Consider the following 23,432-nt stretch of genomic DNA (forward strand, 5'->3'; position numbering starts at 1 on the left):
GTGGTGATCGAGGCGGTGGGCCGCCCGGAGACGTACCAGCAGGCCTTCTACGCCCGGGACCTGGCGGGCACGGTGGTCCTGGTCGGTGTGCCCACGCCGGAGATGAAACTCGAACTGCCCCTGCTCGACGTCTTCGGTCGCGGCGGTTCGCTGAAGTCGTCCTGGTACGGCGACTGCCTGCCCAGCCGCGATTTCCCGATGCTCATCGACCTGCATCTCCAAGGCCGCCTGCCGCTGGAGCAGTTCGTCACCGAGACGATCGAACTCGGCGAGGTGGAGAAGGCGTTCGAGCGGATGCACGACGGCGACGTGCTGCGCTCGGTGGTGGTGCTGTGATGACCGTGCGCATCGAACGCCTGGTGACCTCGGGGCAGTTCAGCCTGGACGGCGGCACCTGGGACGTGGAGAACAACGTGTGGCTCGTCGGCGACGATCACGAGGTGGTCGTCATCGACGCGGCCCACGACGCGGAGGCCATCCTGCAGGCAGTGGGCGATCGGCGGCTGAAGGCCGTCATCTGCACCCACGCACACAACGACCACATCGACGCCGCGCCCGAACTCGCCGACCGCACCGGCGCCACCATCTGGCTGCACCCCGACGACCTGCCCCTGTGGAAGCAGACCCACCCGCACCGCGCCCCCGACGCCCATCTGGTCGACGGCCAGGTCATCGAGGCCGCCGGAGCCGACCTCACCGTCCTGCACACCCCCGGCCACGCGCCGGGCGCCGTCTGCCTCCACGATCCCGGCCTCGCCACGGTCTTCACCGGGGACACCCTCTTCCAGGGCGGCCCCGGCGCCACCGGACGGTCGTACTCCCACTTCCCGACGATCATCGACTCCATCCGCGACCGACTGCTCACCCTGCCGCCCGAGACCAAGGTCCTCACCGGCCACGGCGACTCCACGACGATCGGCGCGGAGGCCCCGCACCTTAAGGAGTGGATCGCCCGCGGCCACTGACACCGCACTCGGCCGATCCACCGGAAATCACGACAGAGGTTGTCCGGCTTTCCCGGCATCCTCGAGGTGAGACGACGCAGCACCCGCGCCCGGCGCTCCGAGTACGACCGCCCCGAGACGATCGAGGACACCGCCGACCTGGTCATCCGGGCCGGCGGCAACGGCATCGCCGTACCCGCCGAGCACCCCGAATCCGGTCAGGTGCGCGCCCTCGTCGACCGCGTCGCCGACGATCAGGGCCGGCTGGGAGCACGACCTCGCCAAGACCTCCGTCCTGCGCATGGCCTTCGCCCTCGGCCAGGAACTCGGGCCGCGCGGCGCGACCGCCGTCGCCCTCACGCCGGGCTGGATGCGTTCGGAGATCATGCTCGACCAGTTCGGTGTGCGCGAGGACGACTGGCGCGACGTCCTCACGGACGTCCCGCACTTCGCCATCTCGGAGACCCCGCGGTACGTGGGCCGCGCCGTCGCCGCCCTGGCCGCCGACCCGGAGGTGGTCCGCTGGAACGGCGGCTCCCTCTCCAGCGGCGGCCTCGCCCAGGCCTACGGCTTCACCGACCTCGACGGCAGCCGCCCGGACGCCTGGCGGAACCTCGTCGAGGTGCAGGACGCGGGGAAGCCGGCGGACGTGACCGGCTACCGGTGAGACGCCCACTGCCCGTGGATCATTTCCGGGAGTAGCTTCGGTCCATGGCTGACGCGAAGCGCTTCGAGGGGTACGGGGTTCTCGTCACCGGCGCGGCCCGAGGCATCGGCGCCGCGGTCGCCCGGCGTCTGGCCGAGGAGGGGGCGCGGGTCCTGCTGACCGACGCCGACCGCGCCGAGGTGGAGCGGACGGCGAGCGAGCTGCGCGAACAGGGGATGGCGGCCGAGGCGTCGATCTGTGACGTGGCCGACCGCGCCGCAGTGGAGGCGGCCGTCGCGTTCGCGGTCGACGCCTTCGGTTCTCTGGACGTCCTCGTCAACAGCGCGGCGAGCTGCACCTCCGACACGCCGCTCTTCGAGGACGGCACGGACGAGGCGTGGGCACGCGACCTCGACATCACCCTCACCGGCACCTATCGCTGCTGCCGGGCCGCCCTCCCGCACCTCGCCCGCTCCGGTCGCGGCGCCGTCGTCACCATCGGCTCCGTCAACGGCCGCCTGGACTTCGGCAACCAGGCCTACAGCGCCGCCAAGGCCGGCCTCGGCTCGCTCACGCGTACCCTCGCCGGTCATGCCGCCGCACGGGGAGTGCGCGTCAACCTCGTCGAGCCGGGCACGGTGCGCACCTCCGCGTGGGAGGGGCGGGAGGACGAGCTGGAGGCGCTGCGCCCGCTGTACCCGCTCGGCCGGGTCGGCGAACCGGAGGACATCGCCGCCGCCGTCGCCTTCCTCGCCTCGCGTGACGCGGCCTGGGTCACCGGCACCGTGCTCACGGTAGACGGCGGCCTGACCGCGGTCCACGCGGGGTTCAAGGCCACGGCGCGACCGCGCGCGGCCCTGTGAGCTGGGGCACTGCGATTGTCACCGTTTCGTCGTAACGTGCGGCGACTTACAACCGATCGCGGCGGACATGGGTCTAGCTGGCAGAGATCGCAGATCGGACGACCATTCCGCGCGAAAGGCAGAGGCACGCCATGGGGGACATCCGCAGACGGGGAGCCGTCGTACTCGGGATCACCGGACTGGTGGCACCGCTCACCATCGCACTGGGCAGCGGTTCCGCCCAGGCGGCCACGGATTGCACCACACAGGCCGGGCCGTACCAGAAGCAGGTCGAGAAGTTCCTCGGCCGGCCGGTCGACGGGAAGCAGTCCGTCGCCGACTGCCAGGCCATCAAGGCATTCCAGACCAAGCACGGCATCACCCCGAACATCGGGTACGCGGGTTCCGTCACCTGGGGCGTGATGGACCTCATGAACAAGCAGAAGGCCGTCGGGAACAACCCCAACAAGGACGGCAAGTGCCCGACGAACAAGGGCCGCATAGCCTGCGTGAACCTCACGCTTCAGCTCAGCTGGATCCAGGACGGCAGCAGGCTCGTCTACGGCCCGGTGCCGGTCCGCACCGGCCGCAAGGGGTACGTCACCCGCACCGGCCTGAAGAAGATCTACTGGCGCGACAAGAACCACGTCTCGGACATCTACAAGGTGCCCATGCCCTACAGCCAGTTCTTCGACGGCGGCCAGGCCTTCCACTCGGTCCAGCTCAGCATGTGGAACCCGCCGGGCTCGCACGGCTGCGTCAACATGACGCCCGCCACCGCCCAGAAGTACTGGAACCTGCTGAAGACCGGCGACGACGTCTTCGTCTACGGCCGCAAGCCGGGCACCTGAGCAGGCACCCGGCCCGGCGTCCCGCCTACTGCGGTGCGTCCCCGAAGTCCGGGATCTCCAGCCGCACCCCACCCTGCCGCGCCGACTCGTGCGCGACGATGCCCGGCAGGGTGTAGCGGGCGGCCACCCACGCGTTCACCGACGGCAGCGAGCGCGTGTTGACGGCGGTCACGAAGTCGTCGACGAGGAAGTGGTGGCTGCCCTCGTGCCCGTTGTGCAGGTTGTCGAAGGCCCGCGGCAACCGCGCCCGGTCGTGCACCGGCGCCGAACCGGAGGTGAAGGCGGCCCGCAGTTCGGGCGCGATGTGCTGCAGCGACGGGTCGTCGGGGGACATGGTGGGCTTGGGCTCCAGCAGTTCGCTGATGTCCTTCACCCCCTTCTTGTCCTGCCACAGCGCCACCGTGGCGAGCTGCTCCATGCTCGCCTCGGTCCCGAAGAAGCGGAAACGGGACTCACGGATGTGCGAGGGATAGCCGACCCGCCGGAACTCGTTGGTGCGGAACGATCCGCCGCCCGCCACCTCGAACAGCGCGGTGGCGTTGGAGAAGTCGTTGCCGAACTGGCTGACGTCCTTGTCGAACACGCCGTCACCGCGGTCGTCGACCACGCCGATCGCCGACACGCTCACCGCGTGCGTCTGCCAGGCGCCGAGCACACCGCCCACCGAGTGCGTGGGGTACAGCAGCGGGGGATAGCTGGCGGTGGCCTTCCAGTTCTCGCCGCCGCTGTACTGGTACGCCTCGTAGAAGCCGAGGTCCATGTCGTGGACGTAGTCGCCCTCGGCGTAGAAGAGCCGCCCGAAGGCGCCCTCGGCGATCTGGTTGCGGGCGTGCACGGTCGCCGGGTTGTACTGGCTGGTCTCGCCCATCATGTACGTCAGCCCGGTCGTGCGGACCGCGTCGATGATGGCGGAGATCTCCTCGGTGGTGATCGCCATCGGGACCGCCGAGTAGACGTGCTTGCCCGCGTTGAGGCCCTGCAGGACCAGCGGTCCGTGCGTCCAGCGCTGGGTGAAGACGGCGACCGCGTCGACCGCCGGCGACTCGAGCATCGCCTCGTAGGTGGGGAAGGTGCCCGCCAACCCCTGCGCGGCGACGAGCTGTTCGGCTCGTTCGGGCAGCAGGTCGGTGACGTAGACGTCGCTGACACCGGGGTGGGCCTGGAACAGCGTCGCGAACTGGCCGGAGAACTGGCCGGCGCCCACGATGCCGAGGGAGAACGTCATGAAAGGCGTGTCCTTCACTGGGAGAGGATCAGGTTGATCTGACTGCGCTCAGTAGATGGCCATTTACTTTTGTTGCGAAAGAATCCTGACGTCAAGATGCCTGCTGGATGTTTCTTGGATGCCATGGGCTGGTCTAAAGTGAGCTGATTGCTTTCAGTACGAAAAAATCGTATGGGAGTCTGACCTCCATGACCACAGTTGCCGCGAGCTGGCTTCCCCTGAGCGCCGGTGAGCGCTCGGTGGCGATCGAGGTGCTCGTGAACGGGCCGCTCTCGCGCACCGAGCTCGCCCGCCGGCTCGACCTGTCCGCCGGCAGCCTCACCCGGCTCACCAAGCCCCTCATCGAGTCGGGCCTGCTGGTCGAGGTCACCGAGGCGGGCGCCCTGCCGGAGGTCCGCCAGGGACGCCCGTCGCAGCCGCTCGACGTGGTCGCCGAGTCCCGCTCCTTCATCGGCTTCAAGATCACCGAGGACATGGTCTACGGCGTCGTCACCACGCTCAGGAGCGACATCGTCGCCCGCCACGACCGCCCGCTCACCACGCACGACCCCGCCGAGGTCGCCGACCTGCTGGAGGAGATGACCGGCGAGCTCACCCGCAGGTACCCGCGCGTCGCCGGGATCGGGATCGGCGTGGGGGGCCGGGTCGAGGACCGCTCCGTAGTGGCGGAGTCGGCCTTCCTGGGTTGGCGGGGCGTTCCGCTCGCCGGGCTCGTCGAGGAGCGTACGGGGCTGCCCGCCGTCGTCGAGAACGACGTCGCCGCTCTCGTGGAGGCGGAGACCTGGTTCGGTGCCGGCCGTGGCCTGGAGCGCTTCGTCGTCCTGACCATCGGTGCCGGCATCGGCTACGGGCTCGTCCTGGGCGGCAAGCGGGTGCCGAACGCCGAGGAGGACCGGGGCTTCGGCCGGCACTGGATCGTCAACCCCAACGGCCCGCTCACGCCCGACGGGGAGCGCGGCAGCGCCGTCTCGCTGCTGACCATCTCCAGCATCCGCTACCAGGTCAGGGCCGCCACCGGCCGCGACTGGAGCTACGAGGAGATCCTGGAGAGGGCGGCCGCCGGTGACCCCATGCCCGCCCGGGTCGTCGACGAGGCCGCGCGCGCCCTCGGCACGCTGGTCGCCCAGATCTCCAACTTCGTCCTGCCGCAGAAGATCCTGCTCGCCGGCGAGGGGGTCGGGCTGATGGATGTGGCGGAGAACACGGTGCGGGAGACGATCAGGTCCCTGCGGCACCCCATGGCCGCCCGCGTGGACCTGGAGACCAAAGTGTCCGATTTTCACGACTGGGCCCGTGGCGCCGCCGTTCTGGCGATCCAGGTCCTGGTGCTGGGCGCGGGCGAGGCATGAACTCCCGTAAGGATCTTGACAGATGGACGTGATCAGTAACACGGTCCGCTATGTCCGGTTCATTCCTGATTACTCACGTCGCCTTCACCTGCGGAGCCGTATGCTTCACGCCATGTCCACCACTGTTGAACAGGCTTCCGAACGCTCGGCGGCCGAGGTCAACGAGGAGATCCGGGCCCTGTGGCGCCGGTCGGGCGGGACACTGAGCGTCGAGCAGCGCGAGGAGTACCAGCGGCTCGTCCTGGAGTGGGCCGCCGCGGCCCCGCAACCCGCGCGGGCCGCCTGAGCACCACCTGAGGCCCGCCGCGCATCGCCGCGCCGGACCGGGGCACCCCTGACCGAATGGGCCCCCTCCTCTCACTGGCCTCGGCCGTCTGCTACGGCATCGTCGACTTCTCCGGCGGGATCCTCTCCCGCCGGGCCTCCTTCACCACCGTCACCTTCCGCGGCCAACTCGGCGGCCTCGCGCTCGCCCTCGCCGCCGCCCTCCTCATGCCCGCCCGTGCCGTCCACCCCGCCGACCTGCTGTGGGGTGCCCTGTCCGGCCTGGGCAGCGGCACCGCCATGTACTTCCTCAACCGCGGCCTGAGCCGCGGCGCCATGACCGTCGTCGTGCCGCTGAGCGCGGTGACCGGCGTGGCCCTGTCGGTCCTGTGCGGGGTCCTCCTGCTCGGTGACCGGCCGGACCCGTCGGCCTGGGCGGGCATCGCCCTCGCAGTGCCCGCCCTCTGGTTCGTGGCCGGCGGCATGGCCGGCGCCGCCCGGGGAGCCGGGGACGGGCTGCTCGCCAGCGCGGGCGTCGCCGTGCAGTACGTCGCCCTCGGCCTCGCGGGCCCGGCCGCCGGGCTGTGGCCGGTCGTCGCCGGCCGTGCCGCCGCCGTACTCCTGCTGGTGCCGACCACCCTGCGGCACAGGTCGCCCACCCTTCCCCCGCGGCTCGCGGCGCAGGCGCTCCTCGTGGGGGCCGGGGCCGCGCTCGGTCTGATCCTCTACCTGCTCGCCGCCCAGCGGCAGCTGCTCACGGTGGCCGTCGTGCTCGCCTCCCTCTACCCGGCTCTCCCCGTCGTCCTCGGCCTCGTGTTCCTGCACGAGCGGATCACCGCGCGCCAGGGTGCCGGGCTGCTGGGTGCGGCGGCGGCCACCGTGCTGCTCACCGTGGGCTGAACCGTCAGCCCCAGGTCGTCGAGTAGTAGCGCCGGTACTCCTTGCGGTCCTGCTCCGACCGGATCCACCGGGTGGCCACCAGCGCGATCAGGCTGCCGCCGATCACCAGCATGCCGGGGCCGATGTTCCTGGGGTCGCCGAGCCGGGCCAGCAGGGTCGTGCCGGTCGCGGTGCCCGTCGCGGGAGTGGTGGAGCCGGGGGAGGTCGTCGTGGGCGCGATCGCGCTGTGCGTGGCCGAGGCGGACGGCGCCGGTGAGGCGCCCTGCTGGGCGGCCGCCTGCTTGGAGACGATCAGCTGCACACCGAGCGCCTGCATCGCCTTCGTCACCGGCTGGAAGAACGTCGTACCGCCCGCGGTGCAGTCACCGCTGCCGCCCGAGGTCACACCGAGCGCGATGCCCTCCGAGAACAACGGGCCACCGCTGTCGCCCGGTTCGGCGCACACGTTCGTCTCGATGAGGCCGGTCACCGTGCCCTCGGGGTAGTTCACCGTCGCGTCGAGCCCCTTGACCTCCCCGTCGTGCAGGCCGCTGGTGCTGCCGCTGCGGAACACCCGCTCCCCGACCACCGGATCGCTCACCCCGGTGATCCGTACGCCGTTGCCGTTGCCGATGGCCACGATGTCGGCGCCCTGCCCGGCCGTCCCGCTCGCGTACTGGACCAGGGAGAAGTCGTTGCCCGGGAAGTTCTGCCTGACCGTCGTGCCGAGCTGCTGGGTGCCCTGGTTGTTGGTGAACCAGACGGACCCGGTGGGCCCGCAGTGCCCGGCGGTGAGGATGAAGTCGGTCTGCCCGTTGGTCACGTTGAACCCCGCCGAGCAGCGCCCGCCGGTCGAGAGGATCGGCACCGCCCCGTTGATCCGGGTCGTGAAGGTGCCCTTGGTGCGCTCCATGCGCACGAAGCTGCCGATGCCGGACGCCACCTTGGTCATGTCCGACCAGTCGGAGGCCGAGACCGTGCTGTCGGCCTGCACGACCACCTGGTTCGTCCGGTAGTCCATCACCCACGCCGTGCCCGGCACCCGCGGGGCCGAACGCAGCGTCGCCGTCGCCGCCTTGAGCTCGTTCATGCTGTGGCTGACCATCTTCGCCACCGCGCCTGAGCGCTCGACCTGCGCCGCCGCCTTCCGGTCGGTCACCGCGACGACCGTGCGCCCGCCCGCGCCGACCCAGGTGCCCGCCGTCCGGGCGGTACCCAGCTCGGACACCAGCGAGGCGCCCGTGCCCGGCGCGCCGCCCGTGGCGCTGAACGGCACGGCGGAGGTGCCGGGGGGCTCGCTCGCCATGGCGGCCTGCGTCACCATGGCTCCCCCGAGGAGCAGTCCGCCGACGGCCGCCAGTCGTGTCACTCGCCGGACCGTCCGTCGTCGTGCGTGCCTCATGCATGGCTCCCGAACCTGTACGCGCGGTGCAACACCGCGGGGCCCTTGGGTCGTTGAGCGCCCTCTCTCCATACGTGCCGGGAGCCGGGCGTGTTCAGCACGCCGACGATCTTCTACCGCTTGCGCCCCACCCCGCCGTACATCGCCACCTCCCGGGGCTCGGAACCCTCCTGCGGGCGCCAGCGCGGGCACGACACCACACCCGGCTCCAGCAGCTCCAGGCCGTCGAAGAACCTGGCCACCGCCTGGGGGGTGCGCTGGGTGAGCGCCGGGGTGCCGTGCTCGTTCCAGAACCGGACCGCCGCGTCCACCTCGGGCAGCGCCGGGCTCGTGATGGTGTGGGACAGGACGAGATGGCTGCCGGCGGGCAGCGCGTCCATGAACCGCCGCACGATCCCGTACGGGTCCTCGTCGTCGCCCACGAAGATGACCACCCCGAGCAGCATCAGGGCCACCGGCCGGTCGAGGTCCAGGGTGTCGGCGGCGCGCTCCAGGACGGCCTCCACGTTGCGCAGGTCCTCGTCCAGATGATCGGTGCGGCCCTCCGGCGAACTGGTCAGCAGGGCGCGGGCGTGGGCCAGGACGAGCGGGTCGTTGTCGACGTACACCACCCGTGACTCGGGGGCGAGCCGCTGGGCGACCTCGTGCGTGTTGTCGGCGGTGGGCAGACCGGTGCCGATGTCGAGGAACTGGCGGATGCCCACGTCGGCGACGAGGTGACGCACCGCGCGGCCCAGGAACTGGCGGTCGGCGAGGGCGTACTCGCCGATGGACGGGTGGAGTTCGCGGATCCGGTCGCCGGCCACGCGGTCCACCTCGTAGTAGTCCCCGCCGCCGAGCCAGTAGTTCCAGATCCTGGCCGTGTGCGGGCGCAGGGTGTCGATGCGTCTGCGCAGCGCAGCGGCCGGATCGTCGGTGGCTGCCGGGTTGTCCGTCACTTGCTCAGCTCCTGGAGGGCCGGTGGTGGGCGCGGGGGGCGACAACCGGCCAATCTAGACGGCGGAGTTGATGTCTGCCGAGGGTGCGGACGGGGTGACTTCCGCGATGAGTGGTGCCCGGCTCGTCTCGTCGCCCCACACGGAGTGCGGATCGACGTAGGGCCGCAGCAGCGCGGTCAGCGCCGGGTCCGCCCGCCGGTTCAGCTCGTCCGAGGCGAGCTTGCGGGCGATCCCGGCGAGGAAGTCGGCCAGTTGCACCCGAGGATCCTCGCCGGCGACCACGAGCCGCAGCCCGCCGAGCCGGATGCCGGAGCGCCGAGCCGTCTCCTCGATCCAGGCGATGCGTTCGGGCGTCAGCAGGTTCTGCCGGTCGTGCACGAGCCGCACCCGGTGCTCGCCGGCGCTCCAGTGCGCGGCGGTCCGCACGATGGCCGGCAGCAGCGGGTTGAGCACCGGTACCAGCGGCGGCCCGGCGAGAAGCGCGGCCCGGTACGCCTCCGCGCGGGGACGGGCCGCCGCCAGCGCGTCCAGGACGGCCCCCGGAACGGCGGGCACGGGCGTGCGCCGCAGGTCGTCCACCGTGCGGAAGAACCCCTCGACGGGGAGCGCGGGGTCCCCGTCGTGCCGCACGCGCAGCAGCCGGTTGGCCGACCGCAGGAACTCCCCCCACCGTGCGTCCCCGAGGCACCGCCGCCCGGCGGCGAAGAGGGCCGGGGCGCCGGAGGCATCGCCGAGGAGCAGCTCGGCGACCCGGTCGACGACGAGGAACGCCTTCTCGACCAGATGCACATGGGCGTTTCCCCGGAGCGGCCCCTGGGGCGCCAGGAGCCATTCCAGCACCGCCCGGTGCTTCTCCCGCAGCAGATGGTTCGCCTTGTACTCCTCCGCGGGCGACCGGATCCGGTCCCGGGTCTCCCGGATGGCCGCGGCCGCGGTGTCCACGGGCAGCCGCACACTGGCGTGGGCGAAGACGTCGGTGTTCCCGCCGGTGAGGTTCTCGCCGTCGGAGCCCGACTCGTCGCAGCAGACTTCCAGGTCCTGCCAGGTCACACCCGAGCCCCCTGTCCCGTGCCCATGGACAGGTTCTCGCACGACCGGCCCGGCGGATCAAATTCTTTCCGCGGGACGCGTGCCTAGACTTCCGCCATGGAGAACACACAGCCACAGCTGGAACGGCTCGGCGCGGGCAAGTACGTGTTGATCACCAGCTACCGGAAGAACGGCACCCCGGTGGCCACGCCGGTGTGGGTGGTGCGCGACGGTGACTCGCTCGGCGTGTGGACGGCCGCCGACTCCTGGAAGGTCAAGCGGATCCGGGCCCGCGGGGACATCCTCGTCGGCCCCTGCGACGTGCGCGGCAATCCCACCGGCGCCCAGGTGCCCGGCACGGCGGAGATCACCGACGAGGCGACCGTCGCCCGCTACCGCCGGCTCATCGCCCGCAAGTACGGCGTCCTCGGCCGGCTCACCCTGCTCGGCAGCCGCCTGCGCCGCGGTCTCGGCGGGACCGTCGGTATCCGGGTGACTCCCGAGCCCTGAGAGACGTCGGGCCGGCGGCGCAGGAGAGGCATGGGCCGGGCGGGTTCGGGACAGGACCCCTCAATGAGCCGAACCCCGCTGCGCGCCGCCGTCGTCGGCACCGGACATCGCGCCCAGACCTTCACCCGGGGCCTCGCCGTCCGCCCCGCCCACCGGGTGGCCGCCCTGTGCGACCCGAACCCGACCCGGATGGCCTTCCACAACGCCCTGCTCACCGCCGGCGGCGCACCGCCCGCCTCCATGTGGCCACCGGACCGTTTCGCCGACATGCTCCGCACGGAGGGCATCGACGAGGTCGTCGTCACCACCGTCGACGCGGCCCACGACGCCTACATCGTCCCTGCGCTCGAGGCGGGTTGCCGTGTCGTCACCGAGAAGCCGATGACCGTCGACGCGGAGCGCTGCGCCCGCATCCTCGGCACGGTCGAGGCCACCGGCAACTCGCTCACCGTCGCCTTCAACTACCGCTTCAACCCGGTCCACGAGAAGGTGCGCGCCCTGCTGGCCGAGGGTGCCGTCGGGGAGATCCTGTCGGTCCACTTCGAGTGGCTCCTCGACACCCGCCACGGAGCCGACTACTTCCGCCGCTGGCACCGCGAGAAGCACAACAGCGGCGGACTGATGGTGCACAAGGCGAGCCACCACTTCGACCTGGTCAACTGGTGGCTCGCGGACGAGCCCGAGGAGGTCTTCGGCTACGGCCGGCTCGGCTTCTACGGCCCCGAGGCGGGCGAACGCCACGGACTGCGCCGGGACTACGAGCGGGCCCACGGCGCCGCCCCGGCCGCCGACGACCCCTACGCGCTGGACCTGGCCGCCAACGACACCCTGCGTGCCCTGTACCTGGATGCCGAGCGGGACGACGGGTACGTCCGCGACCGCAACGTCTTCGGCGGCCCGGTCAGCATCGAGGACGACATGGCCGTCCTCGTCCGCTACCGGCGCGGGGCGACGATGACGTACCACCTCACCGCGTACTCGCCGTGGGAGGGCTACCGGGTGATGTTCAACGGCAGCGCGGGCCGTCTGGAACTGGAGGTCGAGGAGAGCCGCTGGCAGCGGCCCGTGACCCGGGTCGCGTCGAACACCGGTGCCCTGCACGGGGACACCGCGGCGGAGCACGCGGGCGGCGCGCGGCTCACCCTGCGCCCGCTGTGGCGCCCGCCCGTCGACGTCCCGCTCGACGACGCGGGCCACGAGGCGCACGGCGGGGGAGACCCGCGGATGCTGGACGCGCTGTTCGGGTCAGCGGCCTCGGGGCGGCCGGCGGATCCCGGGGAGGCGGGCCACCCTACGGCGACCGAACGCGACGGCGCCCTCGCCCTGGCCGTGGGCGTCGCGGTCAACCGGTGCTTCGAGACGGGACGCCCCGTGACGGTACGGGAGTTGATCCCCGGGCTCTAGTGCCGCGGCAGGCAACGTTCGCACGCCGATAGAGGACGCCCCGGACGCCGCTCCTTACCGGGCAAACATTGCCTGCCGCGGCACTAGGGTGCCGTGCCGGTCAGGTCCAGGCGCGGTAGGGCTCGTCGAGCAGTTGGAAGACGGGCTCGCCGCGCACCGGATCCTTCACGGTGGTCAGCCGGACCCGGCCGCCGCTGTGGATGCTGATCAGCGAGCCCATGACGCGGCCGCGGACGACGAAGCCCTCCGCCATCTCGACGAGCGACACATTGCGCGCGGCGGGGGTGTTGCGGTGCACCACCGTGGCGTGGCGGATGGTGCCGGTGCCCTCGCTGCGTTCCGTCCTGAGGTCGCTGCCCTGACACACCGGGCACAGGATCCGGTGGTACATGGCCGTTCCACACCAGGTGCAGCGCTGGAAGAGGAGGGCGTCCGTGTCCCGCGGCGCGGGGTCGAGCACGCCCGCGACGGAGCCGGTCGTCTGGCGAACCGCGATTCCTGAGTGGTGGTACACGCTGGTCAACTCCCTGCGCTCGGCCGGAATCCCACGTGCGCGGTACGCCGTGCCACCGTGCACGGCATCAATGTATGACACTGAGTGTCATACGTAAAGGTACTGCGTACCCTCAATCTGGACGGGTTCGGTCGCCTCCTCGGTCGAGGGCGCGCTCGATCTCCTGGACCACCCGCCACAGGGGTGCGCCCTGCCGGGAGACGAGCACCACCACGTCCTCGGGTTCCTCGGGTTTCTCGGCGTCCTCGGGCCCCGGGCGGCCGGCGAACGCCGACTGCACGTATCCCAGGGCGTGGTCGAGGGCGTCGTCCGCCTCGCCCTGGCCGTCGGAACGCAGCCAGGAGCGCAGCGCGTTGTTGTGCGCCGCCGCGACCGCTGCCGCGATCACGTCGGCCCGCAGCGTCCCGTCCGGGCGGTCCGCGAGGCGGCCGCGCAGATAATCGGCGAAGGCGCGCTCGTAGCGCCAGACCACCGAGAGTTCGTACGCGCGCAGCCCGGGTACCTTCTTGGTCAGGCGGTAGCGCTGCACGGAGAAGGTGGGGTTCTCGGTGTACATCCGCAGCACGATCCGGACCGCGTCACAGACCCGCAGCACCGGGTCGTGGTCGTCGGAGCTGTCGGCGAGGAACGCCGTCACCTCGGCCAGGCTCCGCTCGTGGTCGGGGAAGACCACGTCCTCCTTGGAGGGGAAGTAGCGGAAGAACGACCGCCGTCCGACACCGGCGAGCGCCACGATGTCGTCCACGGTCGTCTGCTCGTAGCCCCGCTCGAGGAACAGGTGGAAGGCGGCCGCCACCAGGGCGTCCCGCATGGGCGGACGCGTGGCCGCCGGCTCCGTCTTCATGAACGGGAACGTAGCATCCGAGCGAGGCGAATGGCACTCAGTGCGCCTATGGCAGGGAACTCAGTGCCTGTTGAACTCCTGGGGCCGTGACCGCGTATCACTCCGGGAACGGCCGAGAGCGCCGCCACGGCACGGAAGGAGAGCACTGTGCCCGCACCGTCGGCATCCGGGGCACCGGACGACCGCCCGCCGCTGGAGCCCATCGTCGTCCTGCGCCCCCGCCGCACCGACGCCCTGGCGGAGCTGTTCAGGGAGATGGAGCAGGGCACGGCCGACCTGGAGCCCGTCGCCGTGCCAGACCCGTACTCCTGGGACGAGGGCGAGACACAGGAACTGCAGCCGGTGCGCGCCGAGGGCCGTGCCGCCCCCGGCGGTTTCCGCCGGTTCGGCCTCGGGTCAGGACTGCGCCGCGCCGCCGTCACGGTCGCCGTCGCGGCGGCCGCCCTGGTCGGCTTCGGCTGCGCTCTCCTGTTGCCCGGCAAGAGCGGCGAGGCCGCCACACCGCCGGTGTCGCCCCGCCCGAGCGCGTCGGCCGAGCCGACCGCGACCGCGTCGGCGACCGCCTCCGGGTCTGCCGCCACCGACCCCGACGGCGCCGGCACCCTGCGCGCGGGCGACAGCGGGCCGGCAGTCACCGACCTGCAGAAACGCCTGCTGCGCATCCCGAACGTGTACGACCACGGCTCCACCGACGGCCACTACGACGCCACCCTCCGGGCCGCGGTGGCCCGCTTCCAGCTCTGGTACGGCATCAGGGGCGACGAGAACGGTGTCTACGGCAACGACACCCGGCAGGCACTGGAGTCCCGTACGGGTGCCGCCACCGGCTGACCCCAGCGTGCGGCCGCCGCTCGAACACCGGACAACGGCTGGGGAAAGTCCTGGTGGAGGGGTGTGGTCACGGGGCTTCAGGCGCCACCATGGGCGCAGGGCCGGCGCACCTGGCGTCGGGCCCGCCCGATCCGAAAGCCCCGCACATGAACGGCTCCCGCGTCCCGGGTCTGGTCCTGCCCGCCGTCTTCCTGCTCGCCCTTGTCGTGGGCGTCGTCTGGTACTGGCGGCATCGCGACGACGAATGAGACGTGCCCTAGGGGGTGTCCGGAACCCTGATGTCGAGTATGCAGACGTCGTCCCGCCGGTCGCCCTCGAGCACTCCGGCCAGCAGCGGTGCCAGGGAGCCCAGGTCGTCGGTGTGGTGGGACAGAACTGCCTCGGCGAGCCGCTTCAGGCCCTTGTCGATGCCCTCGCCGGGCCGCTCGACCAGGCCGTCCGTGTAGAGGATGACGCGGTCGCCCGGCTCGAGACGGCACCGCGCCTCCTCGAAGACCGGTTCCGTGCTCGCACCGAGCAGCATGCCGCCGGGCCGGTCGAGATAGCGCACCTGCCCGTCGCGCAGCAGCAGCGGCGGCGGATGGCCGGCCTGGGCCCACACCAGCACGTGCTCGGCGGGGGAGTAGCGGGCCAGGACCATGGTCGCCGTGGCGTGTGTGTCGCGGGAGTGCAGCAGCAGCGTGTTGAGCCGGGCGAGCGCTCCGGTCAGCGAGGAGCCGGTGATGACCATGCCCTTCGCGGTGAAGCGGAGCAGCGCCATCGTGGCGACCGCGTCGATGCCGTGCCCGGCGACGTCACCGACCACGAACAGGGCGTCGCCGTCCGGCAGTTCGATGGCGCTGAACCAGTCGCCGCCCACGTGGATGCCCGACTGGGCGGGCAGATAGGCGACTTCGACGCGCAGTCCCGCGAGCGGGACGGGCCGGGTCGGCAGGGGCAGCAGCGCGTGCTGCAGCCGGCCGGCCAGGGTCCGCTCGGCGCGCAGCACGTCGTGCTGGGTGAGGATGGCCCGTTCGCTCTCGACGAGCGCGAGTTCCGCGCTGCGCTGCGCGGTGAGGTCCTGGACGACGCCGTGGACCTCGACGATCGTTCCGTGCGAGTCCGGCACCGCCTCAGCGACGGCCCGCAGATGCCGTAGCCGGCCTGCCACGCGGATGCGGAAGGGCACGTCGAACGGCCGTCCCGCGCGCAGGAGTTCCGCGACGGCGTGGGCCAGGACCGGTCCGTCCTCGGGCAGCGTCGCCTCCGGGAGCCGGGTGAGCGGGACCGGCCCGTCCGCCGGGTCCCGGCCGAAGAGCGTGAAGACCTGGGAGGACCAGGTGACTTCGTGGGTCAGCAGGTTCCAGCTGGCCCAGCCCAGATTCCCCAGCCGCTGCACGTCCGCCAGCCGCTGCTCCTGCCGGTCCGAGGAGCCGTGACGCAGCCAGGTGACGACGAGGTTCGGCTCCAGCCGCGCCGCGCGCACCGAGTACGTGCACAACTCGGCGACACCGTCCACCAGCTCCTGGTGCGCGAACTGCTCGCTCTCGTACGGCTCCCCGGTGGCGAGCGCCCGCTCAAGGCCCTGCCACAGCGGCTCACCCGCCAGGGCCGGGCAGCACTCCCTGAACCCCCGGCCGACCAGCTCGCTGCCCGGGCGGCCGATCACGTCGGCCGCGTGGGCGGTCGCGGCGTCGATGCGGTAGTCGCTGATGTCCCCCGAGGTGGTGCGCAGAGGCGTGAGCAGTATCGTCGCGCCCGGCAGCGCGTCGAACACGGCCCGCACGACGTCCGGTGCGTCCTCGCGGGCCACCCCGGGACGGGTGTCGAAGGCGCGCAGCCGGCCCGCGCACAGCAGGGCGACCGCCCGCAGATGCGCGCGAACGCTCTCGCTGAGTGGTCCGCCCCGGGCGCGCATCACCCCGAGACACACGTCTCCCGGCCGTGCGGCCCTGCCCGCTCGCCCGGCCGACGGGTCGGGCCCCGGTACCGGCAGCCAGGCACGGGAGGGCCAGCGGCTCGGCGGATCCCCGATGAGCAGATACCGTTTCCGGTCCGCTTCCAGGTCCTCCAGCCAGCGCGGCTCGCCCGCCCGCAGCGTGTCCAGCGCGGCCACCCCGCTGAGCGGCGGCACGTGCTGCCACTGGGCGGCCAGCCGCTCGTCGATGCCCGCATGCCCGATCAGGTCCAGACCGCCGGCGGGCAGCAGCGCGTAGAGCATCACCGCGTCGGCCTCCACCTCCGGCGCGAGATGCTCCAGCAGACAGCCCGCCAGCTCCTGCGGCGTCGACACATGGACGAGGTCCCGGCCGAGCGCCGCCAGCGCACCCGAAGCGTCGTCGACGACGGCCGACGCCCGCGAGGGCGGCACGGCCGACTCCGGGAAGGCTTCGGCATGCGGTTCGGCCGCCGCCGCGGACGGGGCGGGTGCCAGGCCGCCGAGCGTGATCCAGCACTCCTCGAGGAGGGTGCGGTGCTCCGACTCGGCGCGCTTGCGCAGCTGTTCCTCGGCGGCGTTGGGGGAACAGCCGGTCTCCGCCATGACGACGCCCTTGGCCCGCTCCAGGACGGCCGACATCGCCGCCAGATCCCGCAGCCGGTCCATCTCGGCACGCTGTCTGGCGACGATCTTGGCCAGCGCAACGGTGTCGGGCGCGGTCGGGGACTCCGCTGGCGTGGCGGGCTCGCTCGTCACGTGTCGAGCATCGCACATCGGCCACGCACCGTTCGCCCACGTGCCTGCCCGCTCTTCACTCGAAAGAGGAAGATCCGGCGGGCGCGGTGGACAGAGTGCCTCCGCGTGCCGTATTCAGCCGTCCGGCCGGCGGTACAGCCACTGCCGCAACAGGCGGCTCAGCAGCGGCATGACCAGGTACGTCAGCACCGGCAGCAGGACCACGGGGAAGACGGCCGCGCGCAGGGGCAGCGGCCACGCGGTGGTGCGGGGCGTCACCAGCGCCTGGATGAGGAGCGTGAAGGGATAGGCGCCGAGGAAGGTGGTCAGCACCATTTTCCACCGGGGCGGCGACTGCACCGTGGTGCCCGGCAGGCCGAACCAGGTCTCCAGGCCGGTGGTGGACTGCCGCTCGCTACCGACCTCGGTGGCGACCCCCTCGATCCGCTCGTGCCACTCGGCGCGCTCCGCCGACTCCAGCCACCGGGTCAGCCGGTGCGGATCCGACCAGCGCAGCACCGCGTGGTAGCGGGCGCCGTCCTCGGGCCGCAGCCACGACACGCCCTCGTTGCCGGGGAACCGTCTGGCGCAGCGGGTGATGCCGTGGGTCCACTCCTCGAACTCCCGCTCCCGGCCCGGGCGCACCTGCCAGGTCAGCACGGTGGTGACCGGTTCGCCTCTGCGCAGCTGGGTGGTGCTCATGTTCACCACGTGTGCCACGCGGGGCGCGGATCATGCGCCGACAGCCGCGCCGCGGCTCAGCGCGCGGAGTCGATGAGCGCCTGGGTGACTGCGCGGACGCTGCGCGCGATGTGCTGGAGCTGCAGCACCTCCGCCGCGTACAGCTTGATGGTGTGCTCTATGACCGACTCGGGCAGGCCGAGGCGCGGCAGGTCGGCGCGTGCGGTCTGCAGGGCGGTGCGGGCGACCCGGATCTCGTGCTGGACCTGGATCTGCGCGTGACGGGCGAGCAGCACGGGGTGGCGGATCAGGGCCGGGTAGCTGGCGTACCGCGCCGGCACCAGCTCGCGCAGCCACTTGGCCGCGGAGCGCTCCCAGTCGTAGGAACCGGGCTGCTTGACCTGGCACGGCCAGTCCGGGCTGATGCGCGTGGTCGTCAGTTGCATGATCATCGCTTCCGGGTGTGCGGCGTCGTGAGGGTGGTCCGACGGGTGCGGGCGGCCCCGGCCTAGGGGATGACCGGGACCACCACGGGCACTCGCACGGACGAGGCCCGCCCGGATGCCCGCGGCGCCGACGCGGGTAGGAGACGGCGGCTGCGAATGTCCGGGTGACGCGTGAGAAGTATTTATATATGCCGTCCCGTTTGCAAGGCGTATGAAAACATTCATGCGCGATTTGTTCCGAAAGGTCCCTTTGTAATTCGGAACGGCGCGTGGGGAAGGTGTTACCGAAGGTTACGGGTGGGGTCATTCCCGCAGGAAGAACTGGTGCTGGTCGGAGATCTGTTCGTACTCCTCGAGCCGGGCCTGGGTGCGCTCCGGGTCGGCGTCGGTCATGGCCTGCAGCAGCGCGGCGGCGATCACGCCGGGCGCCGCGTAGGAGTCGAAGACCAGGCGGGATCCGGTGCCGGTGGCGAAGACGACGTCCGCCTCGTCGGCCACCGGCCCGAGCGCCAGATCGGTCACCAGGGCCACCTTCAGACCGGCGCTGCGCGCGACCTGGACCGCCGTCAGCGTCTCCTGGGCGTGCCGGGGCATCGAGAACGCCAGCACCCAGGTGCCGCCCGCCTCACGGGACTGCAGCAGTGCGTCGTAGGCGACGCTGCCGCCCCGGGTCACCAGCCGCACGTCGGGATGGATGCGGCGGGCGGCGTACGCGAAGTACTCGGCGAGCGACACCGAGATCCGCAGCCCGAGCACGGTCAGCGGGGTGGACGCGGACAACTTGCGGCCCGCTTCGATCAGTTGGTCGGGGTCGGCGAAGTCGCGCCGCAGGTTCTCCAGGTTCTCGATCTCCGCGTCGACCGCCGCCTGGAGTTCGTTGCTGCCGTTCTCCTCGGTCGCTCCCGGTCCGCCGGCCAGCGTGCCGAGGGCGATCGACTGCAGCTTCTCGCGCAGCGCCGGGTAGCCGCTGAAGCCGACGGCGGCGGCGAACCGGGTCACCGAGGGCTGGCTCACGCCGACGCGCTCGGCGAGATCGGTGATCGACAGGAACGCCGCCTCCGTGATGTGCTCGATCAGGTACTGGGCGATGCGCCGCTGGCCCGGGGAGAGCCGGGGCCGGTCGAAGAGGTTCCTGAGCTGGGAGGCCGGGGCTGCCTCGGCCTCCGGAGCCGTTTTGCCCGAAGTGATGGCGGATGCCTGTGCGCGTGCCTGCTGCGGCGATGGCACCGGTGCGCCTCCTTTGTCTCCCACAGTGCTTCAACATAGCTCACACACCGTCGTGACCAGGGCTTGTACAGGTGCCTCAGCGGCGGTAGATGGTGATCGAACGACCGACCTCGTCCACCGGACGACTGCTCTTGATCAGCGCGGCCAGCCGCCCGCGCGCCTTGTCGACCGCCGTGTCCGACACGACGAGCAGACCGTGCACCTGACGGGCCGGCACCTCGCGCGGATCGGCCGCGTCGATTCCGTAGTACGACGGCACACCGCTGCCCTTGTACACCAGCCACACCCGCTCGCCCCGGTAGCGCTCGCGCAGCCGGTCGGCGAGCCGCCCGAGATCCTGGCCCCAGTCGACGTTGGAGTCGTGCAGCCGCAGGTAGGTCTTCGACGGGCCGCCGAACGCCTCGTTGGAGTACGGGAGGTAGTAGGGGAACGTCCGCAGCGAGCTGACCGCGACGAACAGCACCAGTGCCCCCGTCGCGAGCGGCGCCCAGCGCCATCGGTTGACGAGCACGCAGCCCGCCGCGACCGCCAGGAACATCGGCACGAAGATCGCGTACCGGGTTCCGAAGTCCCGCGACCCGGTCATCGCCGCGGCCAGCAGCACGGCCGCCGGCAGCAGCACGTACGGCGCCGCGGGCCGCAGCCGTCGTACCGCCACCACCGCGACGGCACCTGCCGTCCACAGGGCGAGCATGCCGAGCGGCGTCTTCACCAGCAGCGCGGCCGGCAGGTAGTACCAGCGGGACCCGGTGTACAGATGCCCGAACAGGAAGCCCTGCCACGGGTACTTCTCCAGCCCGAACTGGATGCGCATCCCGTCCCGGTACGACTCGGGGACCGGCATCAGCTGCACCAGCAGCCCCTTGACCCCGTGCACGGCGGGCACCTGCTGCCCGGCCGCCGACCACCGCAGCCGAGGATCGACCGCGAGGTACGACGCCCATACGACGGCCACGGCGGCCACCGCGACGAGGGCGGCCGCTCCGAGCGAGCGCACCAGCGCGCGGCGCCGGTCCGCGGCCCCCGGTCGCCAGACCGCCCAGGCGGCCAACCCCACCAGTACGGGAACCACCGGGAGCACGCTCATCTTCGTCGCCAGCCCCGCCCCGAGGGCCAGCCCGGCCAGGGGGACGTACAGCCGGGGCCGTCGGCGGGAGCGCCACAGCAGCCAGGCCGAGGTCAGCACGAACCCCGCCGCCGGCACGTCCAGCGTGGCCAGCGAGCCGTGGGCGATGAGGTCGGGGGAGAAGGCGTACAGGGCCAGAGCCGCCAACCCGGCCGCAGCGCCCGCCAGTTCACGGGCGAAGGCGAACACCACGAGCCCGAACAGCAGCGTCAGCACGATCACCGGCAGCCGGGCCCAGAACATCAGCCGCCACGGGTCGTTCCCGGAGCCGTACAGCAGATGCTGGGCGAACCGGCTCTGGTCGCCCTTGGAGGAGGTGTCCAGACGCGGGTCGGCGACCGCCACCCCGGCGGCGACGACCAGCTTGCCGAGCGGCGGGTGCTCGGGGTTGAACCGGACGCGGTGCTCGTGCAGGTAGTCGGCGGCCGTGGCGACGTAGATCGGCTCGTCGATCGTCGGCGTCTGCTGCACGGCCGTGGTGACCATCGCGGCGGCCATCTGCGCGAGCAGCACGACCACCAGGAGCGGCGGCAGCCACCGCCGCCAGGTTCGGCCGGGCGGCGGGGCGGCCGTCACCGGGTACGGGGGCCGTGCCTCGCCGTCGGGGGTCCCGGGATCGAGGACCGAGTGCTGTTCGCGCGCCATCATCCGCCCCGCCGTGACAGGGACCGCGGGCGGGCGGGAGCGATCCGGGCCCTTCTCATGGGCCCTACTGTCGCATCAGCTCCCGCCCCCGGGCGTCACCGCTTCAGGAGTCGTACCGACAGACCTTCCGTCGTGTAGACGGGTACGGCCCGCAGCCGGTCGGAGTTCAGCTCCACGCGGTCGAACTGGCCACGCAGCGCGGCAGCGGACAGGACCCGCACCGTGCGGCCCGCGGCCGGCGGCCGGTCGGCGTCGAGCCGCAGCGACAACACGCTGCCCGCACCCAGCAGCGCCCGGCGCGTCACCTCCAGGGCGGGCTCGTGGCCGGAGCGCAGCGACAGCTCCAGCACCGAGGACTCCTGGGCGTACACACCGTGCACCTGCACGCCCCGCTGCACCCGCAGCGTGCCGCCGCACACCCGCACGTTCCCATGGCCCAGCGCGTGGGACGAGCCGGCGACCAGCGTGCCGCCCTTCACCACGGTGCCGCCGGTGTACCTGTTGTGGCCGGTCAGGGTGAGCGTGCCGGTGCCCTGCTTGGTCAGTCCGCCGTCGCCGTCGATGTCGTTGCGCCAGCTGTCGGCCGCGCCGAAGCCGCCCGCCGCCGCGTCCAGCGTCACGGTCACGTCGGAGTCGAAGGCGCCGTAGCCGTCGGCGGCGGCGAAAAGGTTCAGCCGCCCCCACTGCTCGAAGCCGTCCAGCAGCACGTACCCGGAGGGCAACGCGGTCGTCCGCAGCACCTCACGGCGCTGCTCGGCGTCCAGGTAGGGCAGCCGCGTCTCCAGCAGCACCTCCGCGCCCTTGGGCACGGTCAGCGGAACGCTGCGGCCCCGGCGGGTGAGCACGTACGTCAGCCGGGACTCGACCGCGCAGGCGTTGGCGTCCCGGTCGGCGTAGGCGTCGGAGGCGTCCGAGTGCGCGTAGGCGAAGAGGGTGTCGGGGGTCGTGCCGGTCTTCTGCGTGAAGTAGGCCAGCGCCTGGGCGCGGGCGGCGGCCTTGAGACCGGCGTTCGCCGGGTCGGCCAGGGTGGCGGCGGCCAGGGCGGTGGCCATGATGCGGCCGCCGATGACGTCGACCGTGGAGTGCATGCCGGCCACGATCCGGGTGTGGCCGAGCTCGAAGGCCCGCGTCACCAGCTCCTGGAACCGCTCGGGCACGGCGTAGGCGTAGGCCAGGCCGGCCAGGTGGAAGGCGTTGGTGTGGCCGCTGGGGAAGCCGCCGTCGTCCGTGGGGGAGGTGCTGCGCTGGCGCAGAAGCTGGGGCGCGACGACCACGTCGGACTCGTACACCGGGTACCCGAGGGCGTCGGTCTTCCCGGTGTCGACGACCTGGCTGTCCTCGTTCATGCGCCACGGCCGCGGGTACTGGTAGGCGTACTTGGAGGGGTTGCCCGACGCCCAGTTGCCGCGCAGCGTGTCCACCAATTCGGCCACCTTGCCGAGCGCGGAGTCGTGCGAGCCCGCGCCGAGCGCGGAGCCGGCCGGGGCGTCGGCGGGCACGGCGTCGTCGATCTTGGTCGCCGGGGTGCCGTCGGGGGCGCTGGTGATCGAGGTGACCGCCTTGGCGCCGGTCCGGTACAGGTCGGCCAGCGGACCCAGGCCCGCGATCATCGCGTAGCTCTGGTGCTGGCGGTCGTAGAGGAACGCCTCCTTGGCCTGCGCGTCCGTGCGGGCACCGGTGACGCGGACGGAGTACCGCACGTTGGCGCGCAGCACGTCGGGCCGCAGGGGCGTTCCGGTGTTCCAGGCGCCGCCCGTCTTCCACACCTGCGCGAAGCCCCCGAGGATCCGGACGACCGCGTTGGTCTCCGGCGTCAGGTTCGTCGGGAGATTGGTCCGGTAGTCGTCGACGAACGCGGCGGGGACGGTGGCGGCCTTGGCGTCCGCGGCGGCCATCCAGGAGGCGAAGGTCGGCGCGGCCAGCACACCGGCCGAGGCGCCCAGGGAGGTCTTGAGGAAACCCCGTCTGCCGACGGAGAAAGAGCGGTGCCCGGCAGATGACGGCATGCGTGTGCCTCTCTTCAGTTCTGCGGCCGTGCGGCCGAAGGGGGTGACATGGCGTGCGCTCGCGGGGGACTCGTGCACGGCACATGAGCCGCGGGAGTCGACCGGTACGTCGTGCGAAGATCTACGGGCGGTGCGTGTCCCGGTGGCGAGGCTCGTGCGACCGGGACCTGTCCTGC

At 72.0% G+C, this 23,432-nt stretch carries 23 protein-coding genes and 1 pseudogene; 12 read left to right on the top strand and 12 right to left on the bottom strand.

Features of this window, described 5'->3' with window-relative positions; translation table 11 throughout:
- The 5 genes and pseudogenes from ACIRVK_RS30555 to ACIRVK_RS30575 form a co-directional block, all read left to right on the top strand.
- Window positions 1-336: zinc-binding dehydrogenase (locus ACIRVK_RS30555; RefSeq protein ID WP_404252702.1), on the top strand; the 336-nt coding region annotated here is incomplete at its 5' end.
- Window positions 336-965, top strand: coding sequence for an MBL fold metallo-hydrolase (locus tag ACIRVK_RS30560; RefSeq protein ID WP_404252704.1), 630 nt, complete (start codon window positions 336-338; stop codon window positions 963-965). The genes ACIRVK_RS30555 and ACIRVK_RS30560, both read left to right, overlap by 1 nt.
- A gap of 15 nt (window positions 966-980) precedes the next feature.
- A pseudogene (locus ACIRVK_RS30565) lies at window positions 981-1,611 on the top strand (hypothetical protein).
- Window positions 1,612-1,655: 44 nt separating this feature from the next.
- Window positions 1,656-2,453, top strand: a complete 798-nt coding sequence (locus ACIRVK_RS30570) for an SDR family NAD(P)-dependent oxidoreductase (protein WP_404252706.1) — start codon at window positions 1,656-1,658, stop codon at window positions 2,451-2,453.
- Between the two features lie 131 nt (window positions 2,454-2,584).
- Window positions 2,585-3,283 carry a L,D-transpeptidase family protein gene (locus ACIRVK_RS30575; protein ID WP_404252708.1) on the top strand — a complete coding sequence of 233 codons (699 nt, stop codon included), beginning with the start codon at window positions 2,585-2,587 and terminating at the stop codon, window positions 3,281-3,283.
- Between the two features lie 25 nt (window positions 3,284-3,308).
- Here ACIRVK_RS30575 and ACIRVK_RS30580 read toward each other — a convergent pair whose 3' ends face one another.
- Window positions 3,309-4,508, bottom strand: a complete 1,200-nt coding sequence (locus ACIRVK_RS30580; RefSeq protein ID WP_404252710.1) for a Gfo/Idh/MocA family protein — start codon at window positions 4,506-4,508, stop codon at window positions 3,309-3,311.
- A 188-nt stretch (window positions 4,509-4,696) separates the two neighbouring features.
- Between ACIRVK_RS30580 and ACIRVK_RS30585 the strand changes: the two genes are divergently transcribed.
- The 3 genes from ACIRVK_RS30585 to ACIRVK_RS30595 all read left to right on the top strand — a co-directional run bounded on the left by ACIRVK_RS30585 (window position 4,697) and on the right by ACIRVK_RS30595 (window position 7,021).
- Window positions 4,697-5,857 (top strand): ROK family protein, encoded by a 1,161-nt coding sequence (locus tag ACIRVK_RS30585; RefSeq protein WP_404252712.1) that lies wholly within the window; start codon window positions 4,697-4,699, stop codon window positions 5,855-5,857.
- Between the two features lie 100 nt (window positions 5,858-5,957).
- On the top strand, window positions 5,958-6,143 hold the full coding sequence (locus ACIRVK_RS30590) for a hypothetical protein (RefSeq protein WP_404252714.1): 186 nt from the start codon (window positions 5,958-5,960) through the stop codon (window positions 6,141-6,143).
- 56 nt (window positions 6,144-6,199) lie between these two features.
- A complete protein-coding gene (locus tag ACIRVK_RS30595; RefSeq protein WP_404252716.1) occupies window positions 6,200-7,021 on the top strand; it encodes an EamA family transporter in 822 nt (273 codons plus the stop codon).
- A gap of 4 nt (window positions 7,022-7,025) precedes the next feature.
- Here ACIRVK_RS30595 and ACIRVK_RS30600 read toward each other — a convergent pair whose 3' ends face one another.
- From ACIRVK_RS30600 to ACIRVK_RS30610, 3 genes are all read right to left on the bottom strand, one after another.
- On the bottom strand, window positions 7,026-8,402 hold the full coding sequence (locus tag ACIRVK_RS30600; RefSeq protein ID WP_404252718.1) for a S1 family peptidase: 1,377 nt from the start codon (window positions 8,400-8,402) through the stop codon (window positions 7,026-7,028).
- 113 nt (window positions 8,403-8,515) lie between these two features.
- Window positions 8,516-9,340: an SAM-dependent methyltransferase gene (locus ACIRVK_RS30605; RefSeq protein WP_404252720.1), complete on the bottom strand. Its 825-nt coding sequence runs from the start codon at window positions 9,338-9,340 to the stop codon at window positions 8,516-8,518.
- Between the two features lie 54 nt (window positions 9,341-9,394).
- Window positions 9,395-10,390: a hypothetical protein gene (locus tag ACIRVK_RS30610; RefSeq protein WP_404252722.1), complete on the bottom strand. Its 996-nt coding sequence runs from the start codon at window positions 10,388-10,390 to the stop codon at window positions 9,395-9,397.
- Between the two features lie 96 nt (window positions 10,391-10,486).
- On the opposite strand from ACIRVK_RS30610, the gene ACIRVK_RS30615 reads away from it, so the two are divergent.
- Window positions 10,487-10,879, top strand: coding sequence for a PPOX class F420-dependent oxidoreductase (locus ACIRVK_RS30615; protein WP_404252724.1), 393 nt, complete (start codon window positions 10,487-10,489; stop codon window positions 10,877-10,879).
- A 63-nt stretch (window positions 10,880-10,942) separates the two neighbouring features.
- Window positions 10,943-12,283 (top strand): Gfo/Idh/MocA family oxidoreductase, encoded by a 1,341-nt coding sequence (locus ACIRVK_RS30620; RefSeq protein ID WP_404252726.1) that lies wholly within the window; start codon window positions 10,943-10,945, stop codon window positions 12,281-12,283.
- 100 nt (window positions 12,284-12,383) lie between these two features.
- Here the strand turns inward: ACIRVK_RS30620 and ACIRVK_RS30625 are convergent, their stop codons facing one another.
- A complete protein-coding gene (locus tag ACIRVK_RS30625; protein ID WP_404252874.1) occupies window positions 12,384-12,797 on the bottom strand; it encodes a Zn-ribbon domain-containing OB-fold protein in 414 nt (137 codons plus the stop codon).
- Window positions 12,798-12,909: 112 nt separating this feature from the next.
- Window positions 12,910-13,608, bottom strand: a complete 699-nt coding sequence (locus ACIRVK_RS30630; protein WP_404252876.1) for a TetR family transcriptional regulator — start codon at window positions 13,606-13,608, stop codon at window positions 12,910-12,912.
- Window positions 13,609-13,788: 180 nt separating this feature from the next.
- Here ACIRVK_RS30630 and ACIRVK_RS30635 point away from each other — a divergent pair, with 180 nt between their 5' ends.
- Both ACIRVK_RS30635 and ACIRVK_RS30640 read left to right on the top strand, forming a co-directional pair.
- Complete coding sequence (locus ACIRVK_RS30635) at window positions 13,789-14,472, top strand: peptidoglycan-binding protein (protein ID WP_404252728.1); 684 nt, start codon at window positions 13,789-13,791, stop codon at window positions 14,470-14,472.
- A gap of 89 nt (window positions 14,473-14,561) precedes the next feature.
- Entirely contained in the window at window positions 14,562-14,720 is a 159-nt protein-coding gene (locus tag ACIRVK_RS30640; protein WP_404252730.1) for a hypothetical protein, read from the top strand.
- 8 nt (window positions 14,721-14,728) lie between these two features.
- Here ACIRVK_RS30640 and ACIRVK_RS30645 read toward each other — a convergent pair whose 3' ends face one another.
- The 6 genes from ACIRVK_RS30645 to ACIRVK_RS30670 all read right to left on the bottom strand — a co-directional run bounded on the left by ACIRVK_RS30645 (window position 14,729) and on the right by ACIRVK_RS30670 (window position 23,256).
- Window positions 14,729-17,164, bottom strand: a complete 2,436-nt coding sequence (locus tag ACIRVK_RS30645; RefSeq protein ID WP_404252732.1) for a SpoIIE family protein phosphatase — start codon at window positions 17,162-17,164, stop codon at window positions 14,729-14,731.
- Window positions 17,165-17,260: 96 nt separating this feature from the next.
- Window positions 17,261-17,827, bottom strand: a complete 567-nt coding sequence (locus tag ACIRVK_RS30650; RefSeq protein WP_404252734.1) for an antibiotic biosynthesis monooxygenase — start codon at window positions 17,825-17,827, stop codon at window positions 17,261-17,263.
- A 56-nt stretch (window positions 17,828-17,883) separates the two neighbouring features.
- Entirely contained in the window at window positions 17,884-18,252 is a 369-nt protein-coding gene (locus tag ACIRVK_RS30655; RefSeq protein WP_404252736.1) for a hypothetical protein, read from the bottom strand.
- A 303-nt stretch (window positions 18,253-18,555) separates the two neighbouring features.
- Window positions 18,556-19,479 (bottom strand): MurR/RpiR family transcriptional regulator, encoded by a 924-nt coding sequence (locus ACIRVK_RS30660; protein WP_404252738.1) that lies wholly within the window; start codon window positions 19,477-19,479, stop codon window positions 18,556-18,558.
- Window positions 19,480-19,555: 76 nt separating this feature from the next.
- The gene (locus ACIRVK_RS30665; RefSeq protein WP_404252740.1) at window positions 19,556-21,253 is read right to left on the bottom strand and encodes an ArnT family glycosyltransferase; all 1,698 of its coding nucleotides are present in this window, start codon (window positions 21,251-21,253) and stop codon (window positions 19,556-19,558) included.
- 92 nt (window positions 21,254-21,345) lie between these two features.
- Entirely contained in the window at window positions 21,346-23,256 is a 1,911-nt protein-coding gene (locus ACIRVK_RS30670; RefSeq protein ID WP_404252742.1) for a phosphatase PAP2 family protein, read from the bottom strand.
- Window positions 23,257-23,432 lie beyond the last annotated feature (176 nt).

Origin of the sequence: Streptomyces sp. NPDC101152 (genome assembly GCF_044768275.1) — a bacterium.
Lineage (GTDB): Bacteria > Actinomycetota > Actinomycetes > Streptomycetales > Streptomycetaceae > Streptomyces.